This window comes from Glycomyces sp. NPDC047010, from assembly GCF_040644205.1.
Taxonomy (GTDB): Bacteria; Actinomycetota; Actinomycetes; order Mycobacteriales; family Micromonosporaceae; genus Glycomyces.
The window spans coordinates 151767-171514 of record NZ_JBEYVY010000008.1; the positions used below are offsets into that span (position 1 = coordinate 151767).

The following is a 19748-nucleotide window of genomic DNA, read 5'->3' on the forward strand; positions in this document are numbered from 1 at the left end:
AGTCGATTTTCTCAGTGCTCATGGGATAGTGGATATCCACCAAGTACAGCGGTTTGTGCGGAGGCATCGATGACCGAGGACCGGCAGGTTGAAGACGGGCAGGATGAGGAACAGCAGGGCGAGAGCCAGATCAATTGGTTCAAGCGCATGATGCTGGTCAAGTACCGGACGATGAAGGGGCTCACCCAGCAGCGGGTCAGCGTCGCCGTCTACAAGTCCAAGGACACGGTGCGCGCCTACGAACGCGCGCGGTCGCCGATCCCGGCGGGCATCATCACCGACCTCATCGAGGTGTTGGACATCCCGGAGGATGTCGCCGACTACCTCCGAATCATCGCTCCGCTCAAGGGGAATGAGCCACCGATCGAGGCGGATGGGCGATTCAACGCCCTGTACCTGTCACTCTGCGAGCAGTACATGGGCCAGATCTTCGAGTGGGCGCCAACGCTGTTCCCAGGAGCACTCCAGACCCGCGCCTACCACGACGGCCCTTCCCGCGAGGCCGCCATCAACCCCACCGATGAATGGATGGAGTCCGGACGGATATTCAAGGTAGAGCGCAACACGACGCTGGTGGGCCGGCTCGACCGCCCTCAGATCCACTTCCTTCTCGGGGAGCCCGCGTTCTTCTTCCTGAGCAAGACACCGAGGAAACTCCAGATCGAGCAGCTGGACTACCTCTCGGCGCACGACGAGTTGCCCGGATGGGAAATCCGCGTCCTCACCGAACCGTCGTTCAACGGCATGAGCACCTTCAGTTGCTTCGAGCCTGGCCCGCAAGAGAAGTACCCAGATGTCGGGCCGAAGGTCGTGTACACGGAACTCCCTCATTCCAGCTGGGTCTTCCAGGATGAGGATCGGATCGCGTTCTACGATGGGTGGCGCCACGCTAAGTGGCCCAGCTCGATCCGATTCAAGGAGTACCGCGATGCATACTGGCGTAACTGGCTGGCGTAAGAGCACCCGCAGCGGGAGCGGTGGCAACGACAACAACTGTGTTGAGGTCCGGCGCTCCATGAACGCGGATTTCCACCTCCGGGACTCGAAGCTCAAATCAGGCTCTCCCGTGTTCGCCCTGTCTGCCGCCGACTTCACCGCGCTCGCCAAGGCCCTCTGAACTATCAGGTTTCCGACATTCACGACTTAAGTCCACTCCGGAGTGGCCGAAGCTGCCAGCATGAAGCGGCAACCTCGGCACTACACAACAAAGGTGGACAAATGCGAAGAGTTCTTGCGGCCTCGGCCATGGCTCTCATGATCGGCGCAGGATGGGCGGCCCCAGCGATGGCCGAACAGCCCGAGACCGACCGGATCGCACCGGACACGGCGACGGAAAGCGTCTCCTGCGCCGTCAAGTTCATGAACGACACCAAGGTCCGGGAGATCCCCTACGCGGACTCCGCAGTCCTCGGCACGATCCCGGCCGACACCTGGGCCGACGGGGCCTGGTGCATCCCGCTCACCACAGGCGGCAAGCACACCACCTGCGCCCAGTTCTCCGACATCTGGGTCGCCGTCGACATCGACGACACCTGGGGCTTCGCCCACGTCGGCTGCATGGACGACTACTACCTGCACTAACCGAGAACGCAGAACGGCCGGGTGGGAGACCACCCGGCCGTTGCCGCGTTCTCACACCAAGGCGCGCAAGGCGTTCACCGCAGAATCGTCCAAGGTCACCTCGCCGTCGCCGACGAAGACCATGCGCCCCGCGGCCCCGGAGACCAGCGCCTCCCGCACGTCACGCCAAGCCGCCAGGTTCGGGTGCTCGTAAGCCGTGCACACCTCCGCTGGAGCCAGCAGGCGAATCGCGAGGTCCAGCAGCTCCAGGTCCACCGCGTACGAGGCCGAACCGCCCCCGTGCCCCAGCACGGTCGCCATCACCACCGCCGGAAGCGGATGCACACCCGCGTTGACCCGCGGGAACTCGAACCCCGCGCCCGACTCCACCGCGAGGCCGTAAGCCGCAGGCAGGGTCCAACCCGGGATGCGGGCGATCATGGCCTCCCGCGCGGCCCCGATCGCCTCGGGAGTCGGCCACTCGTCGCCAAGTTCACCGAGCAGGGCGTCAACGGTCTCAAGAGAATCGCTCATGCCGGAAGTCTCCCAGCCGGAACCCACCCCCGCAAACAGGAAAGGCCGCCCCGCCGGAAGGCGGGACGGCCGATCGCGAACAACTCCGATTAAACGAGCTGCTTCTTCTGCGCGTAGTGGCACGCCGCGCGGGTCAAGCCGTCGTGGTCGGACCGCAGGAGCGGCTCGACGTCGATGCACTTGGCCTGCTGGTCCTCGGACAGCGTCTTGAACAGCGGGCAGCGCGTGCGGAACCGGCAGCCCGAAGGCGGGTTCGACGGGCTCGGGACGTCGCCCTGGAGGACGATCCGCTCACGGGTCCGCTCCTTGCGCGGGTCCGGCAGCGGGATCGCCGACATGAGGGCCTGCGTGTACGGGTGGGCCGGACCGGCGAAGAGCTGGTCGGTGGTCCCCTCCTCCACGATCTTGCCCAGGTACATGACCGCGACCTTGTCCGCGATGTGCCGCACCACCGAGAGGTCGTGCGACACAAACAGGTACGACAGGCCCAGCTCGTCCTGGAGGTCTTCGAGCAGGTTGATGACACCCGCCTGAATCGACACGTCCAGGGCCGACACCGGCTCGTCCAGCATGAGCACGCGCGGCTGGAGCGCGAGCGCACGGGCGATGCCGATGCGCTGGCGCTGGCCGCCCGAGAACTCGTGCGGGTACCGGTTGCGGTGCTCCGGGTTCAGGCCGACGATCTCGATCAGGCTGTTCACCCGGTCGCGGCCGCCGTTCTTGAACACGCCGTGCACGCGGAGCGGCTCGGCGATGATCTCGAAGACCGTCATGCGCGGGTCGAGCGAGGCCATCGGGTCCTGGAAGACCAGCTGGATGTCGCGGCGCATGGGGCGCATCTGGGCCCGCGAGAGCTTCGTCAGGTCCTTGCCCTCGTAGAGGACCTGGCCCGAGGTCGGCTCGATCAGGTTCATCATCAGGCGGGCCGTGGTGGACTTGCCGCAGCCGGACTCGCCGACCAGGGCCAGCGTCTCGTTCGCGCCGATCTCCAGGTTCACCCCGGAGACGGCGTGGACCGCGCCCACCTTGCGCCGCATGATCCCCTTGGAGCGCACGGGGAACTCCTTGACCAGGTCCTTCCCGGCGATGACCGGGTTGGCCGCGGTCTGCGGAGTGTCGAGCATGGCGTTCACTTGTCCTCCTCGTCGGCGGCCGCGGCGCCTTCGGCGTCCATGGCCTCCACCTCGGCCTCGACGGACAGGTCCGTGGCGACGGGCGCGAACACGTCGTCGGGGGCCTTGCCTTCGAGCTGGTCCGAGAAGTGGCAGGCGGCCACGTGCCCGGAGCCGTTGATGGGCATCAGGTCGGGTTCGACCTCAGCGCAGATGTCCTGGTGCATGGGGCAGCGGGCCCGGAACGGGCAGCCCGGCGCCAGGTTGAGCATCGACGGCGGCGTCCCGTGGATGGGCGTGAGGCGCTGGTCGCGGCTCTCGTCCATGCGCGGGAGCGAGCCGATGAGGCCCAGCGTGTACGGCATGCGCGGCTGGTAGAAGATCTCGTCGACCGAGCCGTGCTCGACGGGGCGCCCGGCGTACATGACCAGGACCTCGTCGGTGTGCCCGGCGATGACGCCCAGGTCGTGCGTGATGAGGATCAGCGCCGCGTTCACTTCCTCGCGGGCCTTCTCCAGGGCTTCGAGGACCTGCGCCTGGACGGTCACGTCGAGGGCCGTGGTCGGCTCGTCGGCGATGATCACGTCCGGGTTGTTCGCCATCGCGATGGCGATGACGACGCGCTGGCGCATGCCGCCCGACAGCTCGTGCGGGTAGGCGTCGACCCGCTGCTGCGGGTTCGGGATGCCGACCGAGTCGAGCAGGTCGATGCAGCGGACCCGGGCCTCGGCCTTGGAGATGTCCGAGTAGTGGGTGCGGATCGCCTCGGCGAGCTGGAAACCGACCGTGTAGACCGGGTTGAGGCTCGTCAGGGGGTCCTGGAAGATCATGGAGATCTTCTTGCCGCGGATGCGGGACAGTTCGGCGTCGCCGAGGCCGAGGAGCTCCTCGCCTTCGAGCTTGGCCGAGCCGGTGATCTCGGCGGTCTTGGGCAGGAGGCCCATGATCGCCATGGAGGTCACCGACTTGCCGGAGCCCGACTCGCCCACGATGCCGAGGCTCTGGCCGCGGCGGAGCTCGTAGGACACGCCGCGGACGGCCTGGACGAGGCCGTCGTCGGTCGGGAAGCCGACCTTGAGGTCCTGCACGGACAGGACGGTGTCGCCCCTGGTGCCCGTGGCGCGGCCCTTGTCGCTGGTGGAGACCGAGATGTTCGCCATGCTTATCGCCTCACCATCGTCTGTCGCGGGTCCATCGCGTCGCGCAGGCCGTCGCCGATGAAGTTGATGGTCAGCGCGATCAGGATGATCATGACACCCGGGATGTAGAACAGGTACCAGTGCTCGTTGAACGCCGACGCGCCCGCCGCGTCGATGAGCAGGCCCAGCGACGTGTCGGGGCTCTGGATGCCCAGGCCGAGGAACGACAGGGTCGTCTCGGACAGGATGGCGAAGGCGATCTGGAGCGTCACGGACACGATGATGACGCTCATCGTGTTCGGGATCAGGTGCTTGGTGATGATGTGCCAGTCGGAGCCGCCCGCAGAGCGCGCGGCCTCGATGAACTCCTTCTCGCGCAGGGACAGGACTTCGGCGCGCACGGCGCGCGCGATCGAGGTCCAGCCGAACACGGCGAGGATGATGGCCATGTGGTACCAGCGCACGGAGGTGTCGATGGCCCCGGCGAGCGCGCCCGTGATCACCAGGAACGGGATCACGAACATGATGTCGAGGAAGCGCATGAGCACCGAGTCGATCCAGCCGCGGTAGAACCCGGCGACGGCGCCGTAGAGCGCGCCGATGACCGTGGAGCCGATCGCGACGACGAGGGCGACGTTCAGGGACTGCTTGGTCGCCTGCATCATCGCGCCGAGCATGTCGCGGCCGGCCTTGTCGGTGCCGAACGGGTGGGCCAGGCTCGGAGCGGCCCACGAGGGGATCTCCGAGTGGATCTTGTAGTCCCACTTCCACAGGAACGGCCCGATGTACGCGAACAGCACGATGACCAGGAAGATCACCAGGCTGATGACGGCGGCGCGGTGCCGGAAGAAGCGGCGGCCGACCATCTCCCACTGGCCGCGCTCCTTGGTGGTGATGGCCTCGGCGTCGAGGCGCGGGGAAGCGGTGTTACTCATAGCGGATCCTCGGGTCGAGCACGCCGTACAGGATGTCGGAGATCAGGACGCCGATCAGGACGACGACGCCGGAGATGAGCACGTAGGCCATCACGGCGAAGGTGTCGCCCGCGTTGATCGCGTCGAGCGAGTAGACGCCCAGGCCCCGCCAGCCGAAGATGGACTCGGTGACCATCGCGCCGCCCATGGCGCCGGAGAGCGCGAGGGGCGCGAAGGTCGCGACCGGGATGAGGGCGGTCCGCAGGGCGTGGCGCCGCATGACGGTGCCGTTGCGGACGCCCTTGGCCCGGGCGAGGCGCACGTAGTCGGAGTTCATGACTTCGAGCATGCTGGCGCGCTGGTAGCGGGAGATCGCCGCGTAGCCGCCGAGCATGAGCACCAGGGTGGGCACGATGAGGAACGGCAGCGAGTCCATGAAGACCTGCCAGCCGTTGCCCTGGAAGCCCGTGGTGCCCGAGCCGTAGGTCTGGAAGATCGTTGAGCCCAGGACCTTGTTGAGCTGGACGGCGCCCTCCTTGAAGAGGGAGCCGAGCCAGAAGATGGGCATGGCGAGGAACAGGAAGCCGAGGAACGTGAGCGTGTAGTCCGTCCTCGAATACTGTTTGACGGCGCTGACGACACCGGCGAGAATGGCGATGCCGATCGACGCGATGGTGGCGAACAGGACCAGCCGGAGCGTGATCCAGAACCTGCTGGAGATCTCAGTGCCGATGTCCATGGCCGAACCCTCGATGGAGGGGCCCCACTTGCCCTGGAGCAGGCCGATGTCGTCGTTGGTGTCGCCGAGCCCGGTGAGCCAGATCCAGTACCGCTCGGGGACCGAGCGGTCGTAGTACCAGGACGCTTCGAGCGCGTCGATGGTGGTCTGGGGTACCGGCTCGCCTGTGGACTGCTCGATCTCGAAGACCCTGTCCTGTACCGGGTCGTTCGACAAGTCGACCAGGGCAAAGCACAGGATAGTCGCCCCCAGCAGCACCGGGATCATCATCAGGGTGCGCCGGATTATGAATACAACCATAATGCCTCGTTAACGGTTTCTCTACTGTGGCCCGGTCCGCCTGCCGACCGGTCCCGCCGCGCTGCCGCGCGGCTCCTCATTGGGCTCACTGACTCCCCATTCTGCGGCCTCAACGTTCCGGCCTCACCAGCGAGCGGGTACTCGCCCGGAATGGGCGACTCGAAGGTAAAAACTACTCAGTGTCTGCCACACCCCATTCTGCGATGTTGTAGGCCGCTCGTTGCTGGGAAGCCCAATTGTCCCGGACGTTGACCAAGTTATCGGAGACCATCACCACCACCGGTGAGTCCACGATCGGGAGGACGTACGCGTCCTCGATGACGCGCTTGACGGCCTCGTTGGCGCGTGCTGCGGCGTCGTCCATGTCCAGGGTGCCGTTGATGTCCTCGATGAGGGCGTCGAGGTCGGGGTCGTTCAGGTTGCCGAAGTTCGATCCGGACTCCGAGGACCAGTACTGGGACGCGGAGCCGACGAACAGCGGGTCCGAGCTCCAGCCGAAGTTGATCATGTCGAAGTCGGACTCGGCGAGGACCGTGCCCAGGTCGGAGTCGGGGATCGGCTTCAGGGTGACGTCGATGCCGAGGTCCGCGAGGGTCGCCTGGGTGAGCTCGCCGGTGATCTTGCGGGACTCGCGGGACTCGATGTAGCGGAAGTTGAGCTTCACCTCCTCGCCGTCCGGGTTCTCCAGCGCCCCGTCGGAGTTCCAGGTGTACCCGGCGTCCACGAGGGTGTCGCGGGCCATCTCGATGTCGCCCGCGCCCTGGCCGGTGGAGGTCAGGTAGTCGGTGAAGTACTCCGAGCCGTTGCGGAAGAGGTGGTTGTTCTTCCGCTCGATGTCGGACTGCACGAACGCATAGGTGCGGGAGATGATGCTCTCCAGGTCGATGGCCTGGAAGACCGCGGTGCGCAGCTTGACGTCCGAGAGGAACTCGTTGTTGGTGTTCAGGTCGATGTGCTCCCACGAGGGGCCGCCCGCGATCGAGTAGGAGAGGCCGTCGGCGCTCTCCAGCTGCGTGATCGCCTCGGCGGTGACCGAGAAGGGGGAGGCGCCGTCGATCTCGCCGTTGCGCAGGGCGGTGACGATGTTGTCGAGGCCCTCCATGACCTGGAAGGTGATCTTGTCGAGGGTGACCTCGGTGTCGCCGGCCCAGTCGGGGTTCGGCTCGTAGATCACGTACTCGCCCATGGCCGCGTTCGACACCTTGTAGGGGCCGGTGGTCCAGGTGGGGGTGGTCGCGGAGAAGTACAGCTCGGCCGCGGCCATGGCGGCCGGGTCGTTCTTCCAGTCGAAGCCCTGCTCCTCGGCGACGTGCGCGGGCTCGGAGAGGACCTCCTCGTACTTCCACTCCGCGGAGTGGTACGAGTCGACGTACGTGACGGTGACGGTGTTCCCGTCGCCCTCGATGCCGGCGACCTGGGAGCCGTAGGTGGTGGTCGCGGGGGTGCACTCGGCGCACAGGTCGTTGTTGCCGGACCTGGCGTACCAGTGGTAGATGAAGTCGTCGGCGGTGATGTCGGTGCCGTCGCCCCAGTTCGCGCCCTCTTTGAGGGTGTATTCGACCGTCACGGGGCTCTCGCTCACGAGCTTGGGCTCGGAGGCGAACAGGCCCTCGTTGACGATGAAGTTGTTGTCCTGGTCCCACTGGCCGGTGTACGGCCACATGCCCGCGAGGGCGAGGCTCACGTACGCGTTGTTGCCGTCGGCCGTGTTCTGGTTCCAGCTGCTCCATCCGGCGTCGATGGCCCACGTGATCTCGCCGCCGTCCGCGCGCTCGCCGGCGTTGCACCCGGCGGCGTCGGTGACGCAGTCGTCCAGGCTGGACGAGACCGCGTTCCCCTGGCCGCAGCCCGCAAGGGCCAGGGTGGTGCAGGCGAAGGCGGCGACGGCCGCCATGTGGTGTCGCTTCATGGTTCCTCTCGTGGGTTTGCGCCGCCGGACCGGTCGGCGGGGAGGGCACCGTGGTGGGGGCGGTGTGCCTGCCTGGCCGATTCGCCGCCGGGGGCCGCGGGAGGGCTCCGTGAGACGACGGTCGGGTGACGCGAGGTACAGCCTTCCACGGGAATCGCAGGTTTCGGACAGCCGAACCAGAGATGATCTTCGTTCGTTATGGTCCCGTGATGTTCATTCCCTGAATGGCTGCGAAAGGTGGGATTTTCACAGTCCACCAGGGGAAACCCGTCGCGACACTGAGACCGGGCCGGGCTCCGGGCGGGCCGTCCGCGGCGGTGCGTCATCGCCTCGCCACCGGATCGGAATCCGCTCAGAAACCATTCGAGCGGCGGAGCCCCGGGAAGGGGCTCCGCCGCTCGGGCTCAGAGAGCCCTGGTTACTTGATCTTCCACTCGCGGATGTTGAAGAGCGGTCCGGCCTGGGTGTAGCCGTTCACGACCGGGCCTTCGAGCACCTGCGGGTTGTTGTAGAACGCCTGCGGCTCGTCGAAGATCGGCAGGGTGTAGGCGTCCGGCACGACCAGCGCGTCGACCGCGTTGGCGGCCTCGGCGGCGGCGTCGATGTCGAACGTCGCGCGGACCTGCGCGATGAGCGCGTCGGCCTCGGGGTTGTTGTACTTGCCGTAGTTCGAGCCGGAGCTCGACAGGAAGTACTGCGAGGGGGCGACGGTGAACGCGGCCGAGCCGGACCAGCCGAAGATGATCAGGTCGAAGTCGCCCTCGGCGAGGACGTTGCCGAGCTCGCCGTCCGGGATCGCGACGAGTTCGAGCGCGATGCCGATGGAGGCGAGGGACGCCTGGGACAGCTCGGCGGCGAGCTTGCGGACCGGGTCCGACTCCGCGTAGCGGATGCGGAAGGTCACGGCGGTGCCGTCGGGGGTCGTCAGGGTGCCGCCCTCTTCGGCGCCGGTGTAGCCGGCGGTCGTGAGGATCTCGGCGGCCTTGGCGACGTCGCCGGAGCCCTGGCCCGTCGGGCCGATGATGTCCTGGAAGTACTCGTTGTCGTTGGAGAAGAAGTGGTTCAGCTTCTGCTGGACGCCGCTCTCCGGGTAGTTCTTGGCCGAGATGTCCGGGATGTTGATGGCGGTGAAGACCGCCTGGCGCAGCGGGATGTCCTTGAGGAACTCGTTCTGCACGTTGGCGTCGAAGTGCAGCCACACCGAGCCCGCGTAGGTCTCGATCTGCATGTTCGGGTCCTCGGCGAGCTTGGCGTTCTCCTCCTCGGAGAACTCGCTCGGCCAGGCGCCGTCGATGGTGCCCTGGCGCATCTCGGTGACGATGTTGGCGGTGCCCTCGACGACCTTGAGCGTCAGCTTCTCGATGGTGGGCTTGATCGAGCCCTGGTACTTGTCGTTGATCTCGTACACGATGTACTCGCCGAGCTTGGCGTCGACCAGCTTGAACGGGCCGGTGCCGAGGACGCCCTGGCCGTCGGCGGTCGGGGTCGTGGTCTCGAAGTACTGGATCGCGTCGCCCATGACCTCGGGGTCGGTGGCCCAGTCGGCGAAGCCGTTGGCCTCGGCGATGTGCGAGGGGAGGTAGATCGTCGAGGAGTAGAGCCACTCGGGGTCGGAGTAGCCGTCGGCGTAGGTGACGAGGATGGAGCCGTCGTCGGCCTGCTCGATGGAGGCGACCATGGAGCCCCAGTCGACGGAGGCCGGGAGGGCCTTCTCCTGGTTGGCGTGCTCGGCCTTGCCGGACATCGAGTACCACTGGAAGATGAAGTCCTCGACGCGGACGGGGTTGCCGTCCGACCACTGGGCGTTCTCGTTCAGCACGTACTTGATGGTCATCGGGGCTTCGGAGACGAGCTCCGGCTCCGAGGCGAAGATCGCGTCGTCGTAGACGAACTTGGCGTTCGGGTCGAAGTCGCCCGAGCCGGCGGCCATCGGCACCATGGCCTGGTGGCCGTAGGAGTTGTTGCCGGCCTGCGTGTTCTCGTTCCAGGAGGCCCAGGCGGAGGAGATCGCCCAGACGACCTCAGTCTTGCCGGAACCGCCGCCGTCGCCGTCGTTGCCGCCGCAGGCGGCCAGCGTGAGGGCGGCGCCGCCGCCGAGCGACAGGCCGCCGAGAGCTCTACGGGTAAGAGCCATGAGTGTTTCTCCTCCAGATATCGATGCCGAGGGGCCTCCGGTCGGCCGCGAAAGCGCCGATGCCTCGCGTCCGGACGAAACGGGTTGGGGGAAGGCGTGCGTCCCTCGGCGGTGTTGTGACAAACACTGGCACAGACGTGAGCGGATTGACACGGCGGAGGGCCCAACTGGAGTTTATTCGTGATGCATTCGTGACTTAGGGCCCTTGGGGGTGTGGTCTGAATGGACCGTGGGGCCGATGTGGCATCGGCCCCACGGGGGAATTCAGTGAATTATCGGGATGCAGTACTGCGAATCGACCGCCGTTGTTCGCGCCCCGTTCCCGGGACCGCGGGGGGTCGTTCCGCTACGGCTTGTCCCACTCGCGGACGTTCCAGACCGGGCCCGCCTGGCTGGCGGGGTTGACCGGGTCGGTGAGCTCGACGAGCTTCTTGTTCCACATCACCGACAGCGGGCTGGAGTACAGCGGCAGGGTGTACGCCTGCGCGACCGCCTGGGCGCTGATCTGGTTCGCGAAGCCCGCGGACTCGGCGAGGTCGAACGTGCCGCGGACCTTCGGGAGCAGCTCGTTGATGACCGGGTCGTCGTAGCCGCCGTAGTTGGAGGCCGAGTCCGTCGAGAAGTACTGGTTCGGACCGGTCGTGAACGCCGGGGAGCCGACCCACGAGAACACGATCATGTCGAAGTCCGCGGAGGCGAGCGTCGCCGAGAAGTCCTCGTCGCCGAAGCCCTTGAGCTCGACGTCGAGGCCGAGCGGCTCCAGCTGCGCCTGGATGATCTCGCCGGTGAGCTTGCGGATCTCGTTGGAGGTGGCGAAGCGGAAGTTGAAGACGACCTGCTCGCCGTCCTTCTCCAGCTTCTCCTCCGCGTTCCAGGTGTACCCGGCCGCGGTGAGGATCGCCTTGGCCGCGTCGATGTCGCCGAGGCCGTAGTTCGCCGGGGTGAGGTAGTCCTCGTAGTCCGCGGCGCCCTCGGTGAAGAAGTGGTTGCCGAGCCACGGGACCTCGGTGCCGGGGAACGCCCGCTCCTTGATCTCGTTGATGTCGATCGTCGTGAAGACGGCCTTGCGGAGCTCGACGTCCTTGAGGAAGCCGTTGCGCACGTTGATGTCGAAGTGCGACCAGGTGGCGCCCGCGTACGTCTCGTACGCGTACTCCTCCGGGTTGTCGTCGAGCTCTTCGAGGATCTCCAGGGAGAAGTCGTTGGGCCAGCAGCCCGCGATGGTGCCCTGGCGCAGCTCGGTCACCTCGGCCTCGATGCCCGTCACCGGCTTCATCGTGAGCTTGGTGAACTTGGCCTTCTTCGAGCCCTGGTACTTGTCGTTGGGCTCGTAGACGATGTACTCGCCGAGCTTGTTGTCCACCGGCTTGTACGGGCCGGAGACGACGGTCCAGAGGTTCTCGTTGAACCAGGTGATCGCGTCGCCCATGACCTCGGGGTCGGTGGCCCAGTTCGCGAAGCCGCCCTCCTCCTCGGCGTAGTGGCTGGGCAGGTAGACGCCGCCGGTGAAGGTCCACTCCGGGTCGACGTTGCCCTCAGTGAACGTGAAGACGATGACGCCGGGCTCGGTCTCCTCGATCGAGGCGACCGTGGAGCCCCAGGCGGTGGAGGCCGGGAGGGCCTTCTCCTGGTTGGCGTGCTCGGGCAGGCCCGAGACCGAGTACCACTGGAAGATGAAGTCCTCCAGGCGGATCGGCTTGCCGTCCGACCACTGGGCGCCCTCTTTCAGGGTCACCTGGATCTGCATCGGGGCCTCGCTGATGAGCTGCGGCTCGCCCTCGAAGATGGCGTCGTCGTAGAAGACGTTGCCCTCCGGGTCGAAGTCGTAGCCGATCTGGCCGACGGAGATCATCGGGGTCATCGCGAGGTGGCCGGCCGAGTTGTTGCCGGTGCTCGTGTTCTCGTTCCAGGCTTCCCACGGGTACGCGATCGCCCAGACCAGCTCGCCGCTGGCCTCGCCGCCGTCCTCTTCGTTGCCGCCGCAGGCCGCCAGCATGAGCGCGGACGACCCGCCGATGGTCAGTCCGCCGAATGCTCTACGGGTAAGAGCCATTGCTGTGTCTCCTCCATTGGGTGTGTTCGACCGAGGGGATCGCCCGGTCGCGGACCGCGGAGAGCGGCGTCGGTGCCGCGCGCGGGCGCAGAGGGGGTGGACGTTCTCCTCGGCAGTACTGGATCACAGGCTTCCACGGCGACGGGACGAATGGAATGTCTCGGTACGGATTTGGCGGGGCATTGTTACCCGACCGATACGCGAAAGGGGCGATCCGTGCGGATCGCCCCTCGATTGCGCCGCTGTCAAGCGGTTTTCCCTGCTAGGCGGGCTTCCAGTTCTGGACGTCCCACAGCGGGCCGGACTGGCTGTTGCCGTTCGGCGTGACCCCGCCGAGGTTGTTCTGGTTGTAGATCGTGGACTGCGGCTCGTCGAGCAGCGGCAGCGTGAACGCCGCGGGCATGACCATGGCCTCCACGTCGTTCGCGAACCCGGCGGCCTCGTCGAGCGAGGTCGTCGAGGTGACCTTGGCGATCGCCTCGTCGAGCCCGTCGAGGGCGTACCCGCCGAAGTTGGAGCCCGAGGTCGAGCCGAAGTACTGGTACGGCGCGGTGGTGAACGCGGGCGTGCCCGACCAGCCGTAGACGATGAGGTCGAAGTCCGCTTCGGACAGGACCGGGCCGAGCTGGCCGTCCGGGATCGCCGTGAGCGTCACGTCGATGCCGATCTCGGCGAGCCGGGACTGGACGACCTCGCCGATGAGCGTGCGGGTCGCGTCCCCGTCGGCGTAGCGGAACTTCAGCGTGACCGCCTCGCCGTCGGGCGTGGTCAGCGTGTCGCCGGTGGTGTACCCGGCGGCGGTGAGCGCGGCGTTGGCGGCGTCGGCGTCGCCCGAGCCCTGCTGCGGGTCGGTCTGGCCGAGGAAGTCCTCGAAGTACTGGCTGGTCTGGCTGAAGAAGTGGTTCTGCCGCAGCGCCACCTCGGTGTCGGGGTAGGCGCGGTCGACGAGCTCCTGGTTGTCGATGGCGGTGAACACGGCCTGGCGCAGCACCTGGTCGGACAGGAACTTGTTCTTGGTGTTCGTGTCGATGTGGAGCCAGACGTTGCCCTCGTAGACCTCGGTCTTGATCGCGTCGTCGCCGTCGAGCTTGTCGAGCTCCTCCTGGCTGAACTCGCTCGGCCAGGAGCCGTCGATCTCGCCGTTGCGCAGGGCGGTGACGATCGCGTCGGTGCCCTCCACGACCTTGAGCGTGAGCTTGTCGAGCCCGGGGTCCGCGCTGCCCTGGTAGTTCTCGTTGGGCTCGTAGATGACGTACTCGCCGACCTTCGCGTCGGTGGGCTTGTACGGCCCGGCCGACCAGGTGGGCGAGGTGGTGGCGAGCCAGTCGGCGCTGTTGCCCATGACGGCCGGGTCGCTCTGCCAGTCGGCGAAGCCGTTGTCCTCGATGACGTGGCTGGGCTGGAGGTTCGGGTAGGCGAACTGCCATTCGGGGTTGAGGTAGCCGTCGATGTAGGTGACGGTGACGACGCCGTCGGCCTCGGTCACGGACGCGACGTTGGCGCCCCAGTCGGTGGTGGCCGGCGCGCACTGCTCCTGGTTGCAGAAGTCGGCGCTGCCCGACATCTGGTACCAGACGTAGATGAAGTCCTCGGCGCGGATGGGCTTGCCGTCGGACCACTGGGCGTTCTCGTTGAGGGTGTAGGTGACGGTGAGCGGGGCCTCGGAGGTCAGCTCGGGCGCCTTGGAGAGGACGGCGTCGTTGAACTCGAAGTCGCCGTCCGGGTTGAAGTCGCCGAAGGACGCGGCGAGCGGGGTGAGCACCTGGTTGAGGTAGCTGTTGTTGCCCTCGCTGGTGTTCGGGTTCCACGAGTCCCAGCCCGAGCTGATCGCCCAGGTGACGTCGCTGTCGCCGCCGCTCGACGAGCCGCCGCCGCAGGCGCCGAGCGCCCCCGCCGCGAGCGCCGCCGCACCGGCCACCGCCAGCGCGGTTGCCCTTGCAGGTCGCATATGACCACTCCCCCTGTTGCTCCCTTGTGGGCCGCGCCGAGGGGCGCGACCGGTTCATCGTTACACCTGGGGGGCCGTATTTCGGGGAGTTTCGGACAAAACAGGGGCCGGTGCGGATGCACCGGCCCCGTTGCGCATGAGGGTTATTCGGCTCTGAGGCCCCACTCGGCGACGTTGTAGAGGGCCCGCTGCTGGGAGGCCCAGTTGTCGCGGACGTTGACGAGCTCGGGGGTGGCGATGATGGCGACGGGGGTGTTCACCAGGGGCAGCTGGTAGGCGTCGTCGACGACCTTGTCGGCGATCTGGTTGCCGATCTCGGCGGCCTTCGCGGGGTCGGGTTCGAGGGCGAGGGCGTCGATGAGCGCGTCGAGTTCTGGGTCGTCGAGGCGGCCGTAGTTGGTGGGCGCGTCGGAGGCCCAGAACTGGCGGGCGGAGTTGACGATGACGGGCTGGGAGGTCCAGCCGAAGGCGACCATGTCGAACTCGGAGCCGTCGAGGGTGGGGCCGAGCTCGGCGGCGGGGAAGGACTTCAGCTCGACGTCGATGCCGATGTCGGCGAGGTTGAAGGCGACGAGGTCGGCCATGGTCTGGCGGTCGTCGGAGCCGTCGGCGTACCGGTAGTTGAAGACGACCTGCTCGCCGTCGGGGTCGAGGAGCTTGCCGTCGGAGTTCCAGGAGTAGTCGGCGCCGAGGAGGGCGTCGCGGGCCTGCTCGGTGTCGCCGGCGCCCTGGCCGGTGGCGGTGAGGTGGTCGGTGAAGTTCGGGGAGTCGTTGCGGTAGAGGTGGTTGAGTTTGCGGGCGGCGTCGGACTGGACGTTCGCGTAGGTGCGGGCGATGATCTCCTCGACGTCGATGGCCTGGAAGACGGCGGTGCGCAGGACCGGGTCGGAGAGGAACTCGTTGTTGACGTTGATGTCGATGTGGTGCCAGAGGGGGCCGCGGTCGACGTTGAAGTTGATGCCGCCCTCGCCGACGAGCTGGACGACGTTCTCGGCGCTGATGTTGCCGGGGCTGGAGCCGTCGACGTTGCCCTGGCGGATCTCGGTGATGATCGATTCGAGGGAGTCGAAGGACTTGAGGGTGAGCTTGTCGAGGGTGACCTCGGTGGACCCGGCCCAGTCCGTGTTGGGGGTGAAGATGGCGTAGTCGCCGGTGGCGGCGTCGTCGATCTTGAAGGGCCCGGCGCTCCAGGTGGGGACGGCCTGGGAGAAGTAGGTCTCGGCGGCGGCCATGGCGGCGGGGTCGGCGCGCCAGTCGAGGCCCTGCTCGTCGGCGATGTGGGAGGGGTTGGAGAGGACGGGCTCGTACTTCCACTCGGAGGAGGCGTACTCCTCGCTGTAGGTGATGACGATCTTGTCGGCGGTGGCGCCCTCTTCGATGGACTCGACGTCGGCGGCGGTGGCGGCCGCGGGGGTGCAGTCCTGGCAGAGGTCGGGGTTCCCGGAGCGGGCGTACCAGGTGTAGGTGAAGTCGTCGATGCCGATGGGGTTGCCGTCGCCCCAGTTCGCGTCGGGGTTGAGGGTGTACTCGACCTGCATGGGCTTCTCGTTGACCAGGACGGGGTCGCCGGAGAAGATGGCGTCGTTGACGATGAAGTCGGCGTTCTGGTCGAACTGGCCGACCGCGGGCCAGTAGGGGGCGGTGACCTGGAGCGTGTAGACGGTGTACTCGGCGGAGAGGTTGGGGTTCCAGCCGGTCCAGGAGCCGTCGATGCCCCAGGTGATCTCGCCGCCGTCGGCGCGTTCGCCGGAGTTGCAGGAGACGGGGTCGGAGGCGCAGTCCTCGAAGCCGGGGTCGCCGGCTCCCTGGCCCTGGCCGCAGGCGCTGGTGGCGCCCAGGATCATGACCAGGGCGGCGCCGGTCCCGATGGCGCCGGTTCCGGGTCGTCGTGCTCGCAACATCGTTCTCCTCATACTCCGGGCCGCGGGGCAATAGCAGGTTTCGCGGCGCTATGGGGAATATGAGCATGCAGTGCCACTGCGCCCCAAGTGTCCTCATTGACCGTCCAATGGGTACGGTTGCGGAGCTTGCGGCGGGTATATCCGCAGGGTGGGGCATGGTTGCGGCGAATCCGTAAAGGACCTATAGATTTCATTGCTTTGACCGACAAACCAGGCGTTCGCCCCGGCGTTCGATGATTGTGACCAAATCGGTATGAACTCGGAGGCGGGCGCCACATCCGGCCTGGTCACCCCCGGTGAGTCACCGCATCTCGGGCGGGAGCTCCCGGGAGCGGACCACGGTGAGCCGCGAGACGGCCCGCGTGAGCGCGACGTACAAGTGCCGCAGGCCGACTCCGTCCACCGTCGCCCCGCCGGTGGCGGGCGCCTCGACGATCTCGACGGGTTCGACGACCACCACGTGGTCGTATTCGAGGCCCTTCGCGAGGCTCGCGGCGACGAGCTCGACCCGCTCGGTCCCTTCGAGGAGGGGCCGCAGCTCCTCGGCGCGCGCGTCGGCGGCGATGACCCCCACGAGCCCTTCCTCGCTGAGGGCCTTGGCGACCGCTTCGCGCACGCCCGCGGCGAGGTCCGCGGTCTCGATGTGGTCGAGCGAGCCGTCCGAGCGGATCGACCGGGCCGGGGCGACGCCGACGCCCAGGTGCGGCAGGACCCGGTTGGCGAGTTCGATGATGACCGCGGGGACGCGGAACCCGGTGGTCAGCTCGGTGTGCTCGACCTGGTCCTTCCCCAAGTGCCGCATCTGGTCCGCCCACGAGGACGCGGCCCACGGCGTGGTCCCCTGCGCGAGGTCCCCGAGGACGGTGACCGAGCCCTTCCCGGAGCGGCGGGCGATGGCCCGGCACTGCATCGGGGACAGGTCCTGGGCCTCGTCGATCACGATGTGCCCGAACGAGGCCGACGGGTCGCGCAGCTTCAGGTGCGCCTCCACCTCGTCGCTGACGAGCAGGTCGGCGGCGCTGGGCTTCGCGGGCTTCCCCGTCAGCAGCGCGGCCTCGTCCTCGGTGAGGATGCCGCGCGTCGCGTCGGCCCGGAACGCCGGATCGGTGTACAGCTTCTTCATGACGGTCTTCGCGTTCAGCTTGGGCCACACCGCGTCCATGAACGCCTGGACCGCCTCGGTCCGCTTGATCTTCGTGCCCCACTTGGCGTCCGGGGAGTGCCCCGACCGGATCTCGGCCTGGCGCCGCACCCCCTGCACGATCGCGTCCTCGACGGCCTTGCGTCCGGCCGTGTACGTGCGGGTGTGCCTGCGGGCGTTACTGATCGCCTCCTCCAGGAACTTGGCGCCGAGGCGCCAGCGCCACCCGCCGTCTGCGATGAGCAGGCCCTCGTCCGCCGTGACGCCGCCGTCGGCGACGGTCCCGAGGTGGCCCCAGACGGCGCGCTCGCAGACCAGGGCGATCCGCTCGTCGTGCTTGACGAGCGCCGCCTCGTGCGTGTCGGTCGCGGTCGCGGTGTGGGCGCCGGTGAGCTGCTGGACGGTGACCTGCCAGACGGAGGTCTCGCCGAGGGTGGGGAGGACCCCGGCGATGTAGTTGAGGAAGCCCTCGTTGGGGCCGACGACGAGCACGCCGGACTTGTTGAGCTTGTCGGTGTAGTTGTAGAGCAGCCAGGCGGCGCGGTGCAGGCCCACGGCGGTCTTGCCGGTGCCGGGGGCGCCCTGGACGCACAGGTTCGACTCCGCGCCGCGGCGGATCAGCTCGTCCTGCTCGGGCTGGATGGTCGCGACGATGTCGCGCATCGGGCCGGTGCGGGGGCGCTCGATCTCGGCGGTGAGGATGTCGGAGGCGACCTCCTCGCCGAAGACGAGGTTCTCGTCCTCGAAGCCGGTGAGCACGCCGCCGTTGAAGCCGAAGCGGCGGCGCCGGGCGACGTCGCGGCGGTCGTGGGCGGAGGCCCGGTAGTACTGCTCGGAGAGCGGGGCGCGCCAGTCGAGGACGATCGGGTCGTTGCGCTCGTCGCGGATGTGGCGGCGGCCGATGTGGAAGTCCTCGCCGTCGTCCATCCAGATGCGGCCGAAGAACAGCGCGATGCCGCGGTCGGTGAGGTCGGCGAGGCGGGGCTTGGTGTAGTTGGCCATCGCCCACCCGAAGAGGTGGTCGGACCTGACGTCGCCGAGCCCGAGGTTCCGCGCGGACTCGTCGAAGTCCCCCGAGTAGATGCTCTGGATGCCCTCGGTGAGCTCGCGCATCCGCGCCATGCAGGCGCGGGCGTGCTCGTGTCGGGCGATCTCTTCCTGGAGTTCGGTTTCTGACACAGGAGTCTCCCCGGTGGATTTGTCAGATTTCACGGCTGCCTGAAAGGCGAACCGTCGACCCTACCGGGGGTTGAACAGGGGCTGCAAACGATTTAGCGCACGCTCAGCGGCTTGACGTCCACCAGGCGCCCGTCGTCGCGGTGGAGGACCCACCCGCCGCCGGGGGCGAGGTCGCCGTCCGGTTCCTGCGAGCGGACGGCCAGGTCGTGGCCGTCGAGGGCGGCCGTGGCGACCAGGAGCGCGCACAGCACGGGGGCCTCGGCGCACACGACCGCGGTGCGGCGCGGGTCCGGGAGGGACCGCAGGGCGCGGGCGGCCCGCCAGACGGCGGCGTGCGCGGGGGTGAGCGCGGGCGCGTCCCGGGCCAGGTCCGGTGAGGCGAGCGCCTGGAGTTCGAGGCGGCTCGCCAGCGGCGCGAGCGTGTCGGCGCACGCCTGCCCGGGCCCGGCCAGGAGCGTCGTCGGGCTGTACAGCTGGAGGAAGTCGGCGAGCGCCCAGGCGCGGCGCGACTGGGCGTCGGTGAGCCGGTCGCCGGGCCCGTCGGCGACGTGCCGGAGCAGGATGAGCGCCGACAGCATCAGCGGCCTCGGAGGGCAGAGGTTCGTCGCATATCGACGATGCTTCATCCCCCGGTGAACGGCAGTTGAACCCGCAGTTTGCGCAGAGGTGAACAGTCCGCACCGGTGCGGCCTAACGCCTCCTGAACTCTTCCGCTACTGCGGCACGTACCGCAGGTCCTCGTACTCGTCGTGCCGCTGCATCCACCGGTCCACGAACGGGCAGGTCGGGTACGCCTTCGCGCCCTTCGCCCGCAGGTCGTCCAGCGCGTGCCGCACCAGCCGGTCCCCCCAGCCCTGCCCCCGCAGCGACCGGTCGACCTCCGTGTGCGGCAGCACCACGAAGTCCTCCCCCTGCATGTACTCCAGGTACCCCAGCACCGCCCCGGCGTCGTTCCGCAGCTCGTACCGCTGCTCGCCGCCGTTCTCCACAACAGAAAGATCCGCCATGCGGCAACCATATCCGGCCCGGCGGCACCGCGAGGAGCCCTGAACGTGAACCCTCCGGGTCCGGAAACGCCGGGACCGTGCGGGAACCGTGGGCCCGGCGGGCGGAAAACCAGTACTCGCGACGTGACCGATTCCACGTAGGATGAACCGCCGCACCGCGGCACCCCCCGAAACCCCC

General features: G+C 67.7%; 16 protein-coding genes. 3 read left to right on the forward strand and 13 right to left on the reverse strand.

Annotation, left to right across the window (positions count from 1 at the left end):
* Positions 1 to 69: 69 nt before the first annotated feature.
* From AB0A65_RS17805 to AB0A65_RS17815, 3 genes are all read left to right on the forward strand, one after another.
* Positions 70 to 957, forward strand: coding sequence for a Scr1 family TA system antitoxin-like transcriptional regulator (locus AB0A65_RS17805; RefSeq protein ID WP_359952400.1), 888 nt, complete (start codon positions 70 to 72; stop codon positions 955 to 957).
* Positions 929 to 1117 (forward strand): DUF397 domain-containing protein, encoded by a 189-nt coding sequence (locus AB0A65_RS17810; protein ID WP_359952402.1) that lies wholly within the window; start codon positions 929 to 931, stop codon positions 1115 to 1117. Before AB0A65_RS17805 ends, AB0A65_RS17810 begins: the two co-directional genes overlap by 29 nt.
* Before the next feature lie 101 nt (positions 1118 to 1218).
* Complete coding sequence (locus AB0A65_RS17815) at positions 1219 to 1581, forward strand: hypothetical protein (RefSeq protein WP_359952404.1); 363 nt, start codon at positions 1219 to 1221, stop codon at positions 1579 to 1581.
* Between the two features lie 51 nt (positions 1582 to 1632).
* Here the strand turns inward: AB0A65_RS17815 and AB0A65_RS17820 are convergent, their stop codons facing one another.
* The 13 genes from AB0A65_RS17820 to AB0A65_RS17880 form a co-directional block, all read right to left on the reverse strand.
* Positions 1633 to 2094: a hypothetical protein gene (locus AB0A65_RS17820; protein WP_359952405.1), complete on the reverse strand. Its 462-nt coding sequence runs from the start codon at positions 2092 to 2094 to the stop codon at positions 1633 to 1635.
* Between the two features lie 89 nt (positions 2095 to 2183).
* Positions 2184 to 3218, reverse strand: a complete 1035-nt coding sequence (locus tag AB0A65_RS17825; RefSeq protein ID WP_359952612.1) for an oligopeptide/dipeptide ABC transporter ATP-binding protein — start codon at positions 3216 to 3218, stop codon at positions 2184 to 2186.
* A 5-nt stretch (positions 3219 to 3223) separates the two neighbouring features.
* Positions 3224 to 4366 carry an ABC transporter ATP-binding protein gene (locus AB0A65_RS17830; RefSeq protein ID WP_359952407.1) on the reverse strand — a complete coding sequence of 381 codons (1143 nt, stop codon included), beginning with the start codon at positions 4364 to 4366 and terminating at the stop codon, positions 3224 to 3226.
* A 2-nt stretch (positions 4367 to 4368) separates the two neighbouring features.
* Complete coding sequence (locus AB0A65_RS17835; RefSeq protein ID WP_359952408.1) at positions 4369 to 5280, reverse strand: ABC transporter permease; 912 nt, start codon at positions 5278 to 5280, stop codon at positions 4369 to 4371.
* Entirely contained in the window at positions 5273 to 6298 is a 1026-nt protein-coding gene (locus AB0A65_RS17840) for an ABC transporter permease (protein WP_359952410.1), read from the reverse strand. Before AB0A65_RS17840 ends, AB0A65_RS17835 begins: the two co-directional genes overlap by 8 nt.
* Before the next feature lie 172 nt (positions 6299 to 6470).
* Complete coding sequence (locus AB0A65_RS17845) at positions 6471 to 8207, reverse strand: ABC transporter family substrate-binding protein (protein WP_359952412.1); 1737 nt, start codon at positions 8205 to 8207, stop codon at positions 6471 to 6473.
* A gap of 418 nt (positions 8208 to 8625) precedes the next feature.
* Positions 8626 to 10341 (reverse strand): ABC transporter substrate-binding protein, encoded by a 1716-nt coding sequence (locus AB0A65_RS17850; protein ID WP_359952414.1) that lies wholly within the window; start codon positions 10339 to 10341, stop codon positions 8626 to 8628.
* Between the two features lie 346 nt (positions 10342 to 10687).
* A complete protein-coding gene (locus AB0A65_RS17855; RefSeq protein WP_359952416.1) occupies positions 10688 to 12394 on the reverse strand; it encodes an ABC transporter substrate-binding protein in 1707 nt (568 codons plus the stop codon).
* Between the two features lie 262 nt (positions 12395 to 12656).
* Positions 12657 to 14342 (reverse strand): ABC transporter family substrate-binding protein, encoded by a 1686-nt coding sequence (locus tag AB0A65_RS17860; RefSeq protein ID WP_359952418.1) that lies wholly within the window; start codon positions 14340 to 14342, stop codon positions 12657 to 12659.
* A 143-nt stretch (positions 14343 to 14485) separates the two neighbouring features.
* On the reverse strand, positions 14486 to 16243 hold the full coding sequence (locus AB0A65_RS17865; protein WP_359952420.1) for an ABC transporter family substrate-binding protein: 1758 nt from the start codon (positions 16241 to 16243) through the stop codon (positions 14486 to 14488).
* Between the two features lie 301 nt (positions 16244 to 16544).
* Positions 16545 to 18563, reverse strand: coding sequence for an AAA family ATPase (locus AB0A65_RS17870; RefSeq protein ID WP_359952421.1), 2019 nt, complete (start codon positions 18561 to 18563; stop codon positions 16545 to 16547).
* Between the two features lie 92 nt (positions 18564 to 18655).
* Positions 18656 to 19141, reverse strand: a complete 486-nt coding sequence (locus AB0A65_RS17875) for a hypothetical protein (protein WP_359952423.1) — start codon at positions 19139 to 19141, stop codon at positions 18656 to 18658.
* 135 nt (positions 19142 to 19276) lie between these two features.
* Positions 19277 to 19570: a GNAT family N-acetyltransferase gene (locus AB0A65_RS17880; RefSeq protein WP_359952425.1), complete on the reverse strand. Its 294-nt coding sequence runs from the start codon at positions 19568 to 19570 to the stop codon at positions 19277 to 19279.
* Between the last annotated feature and the right edge of the window lie 178 nt (positions 19571 to 19748).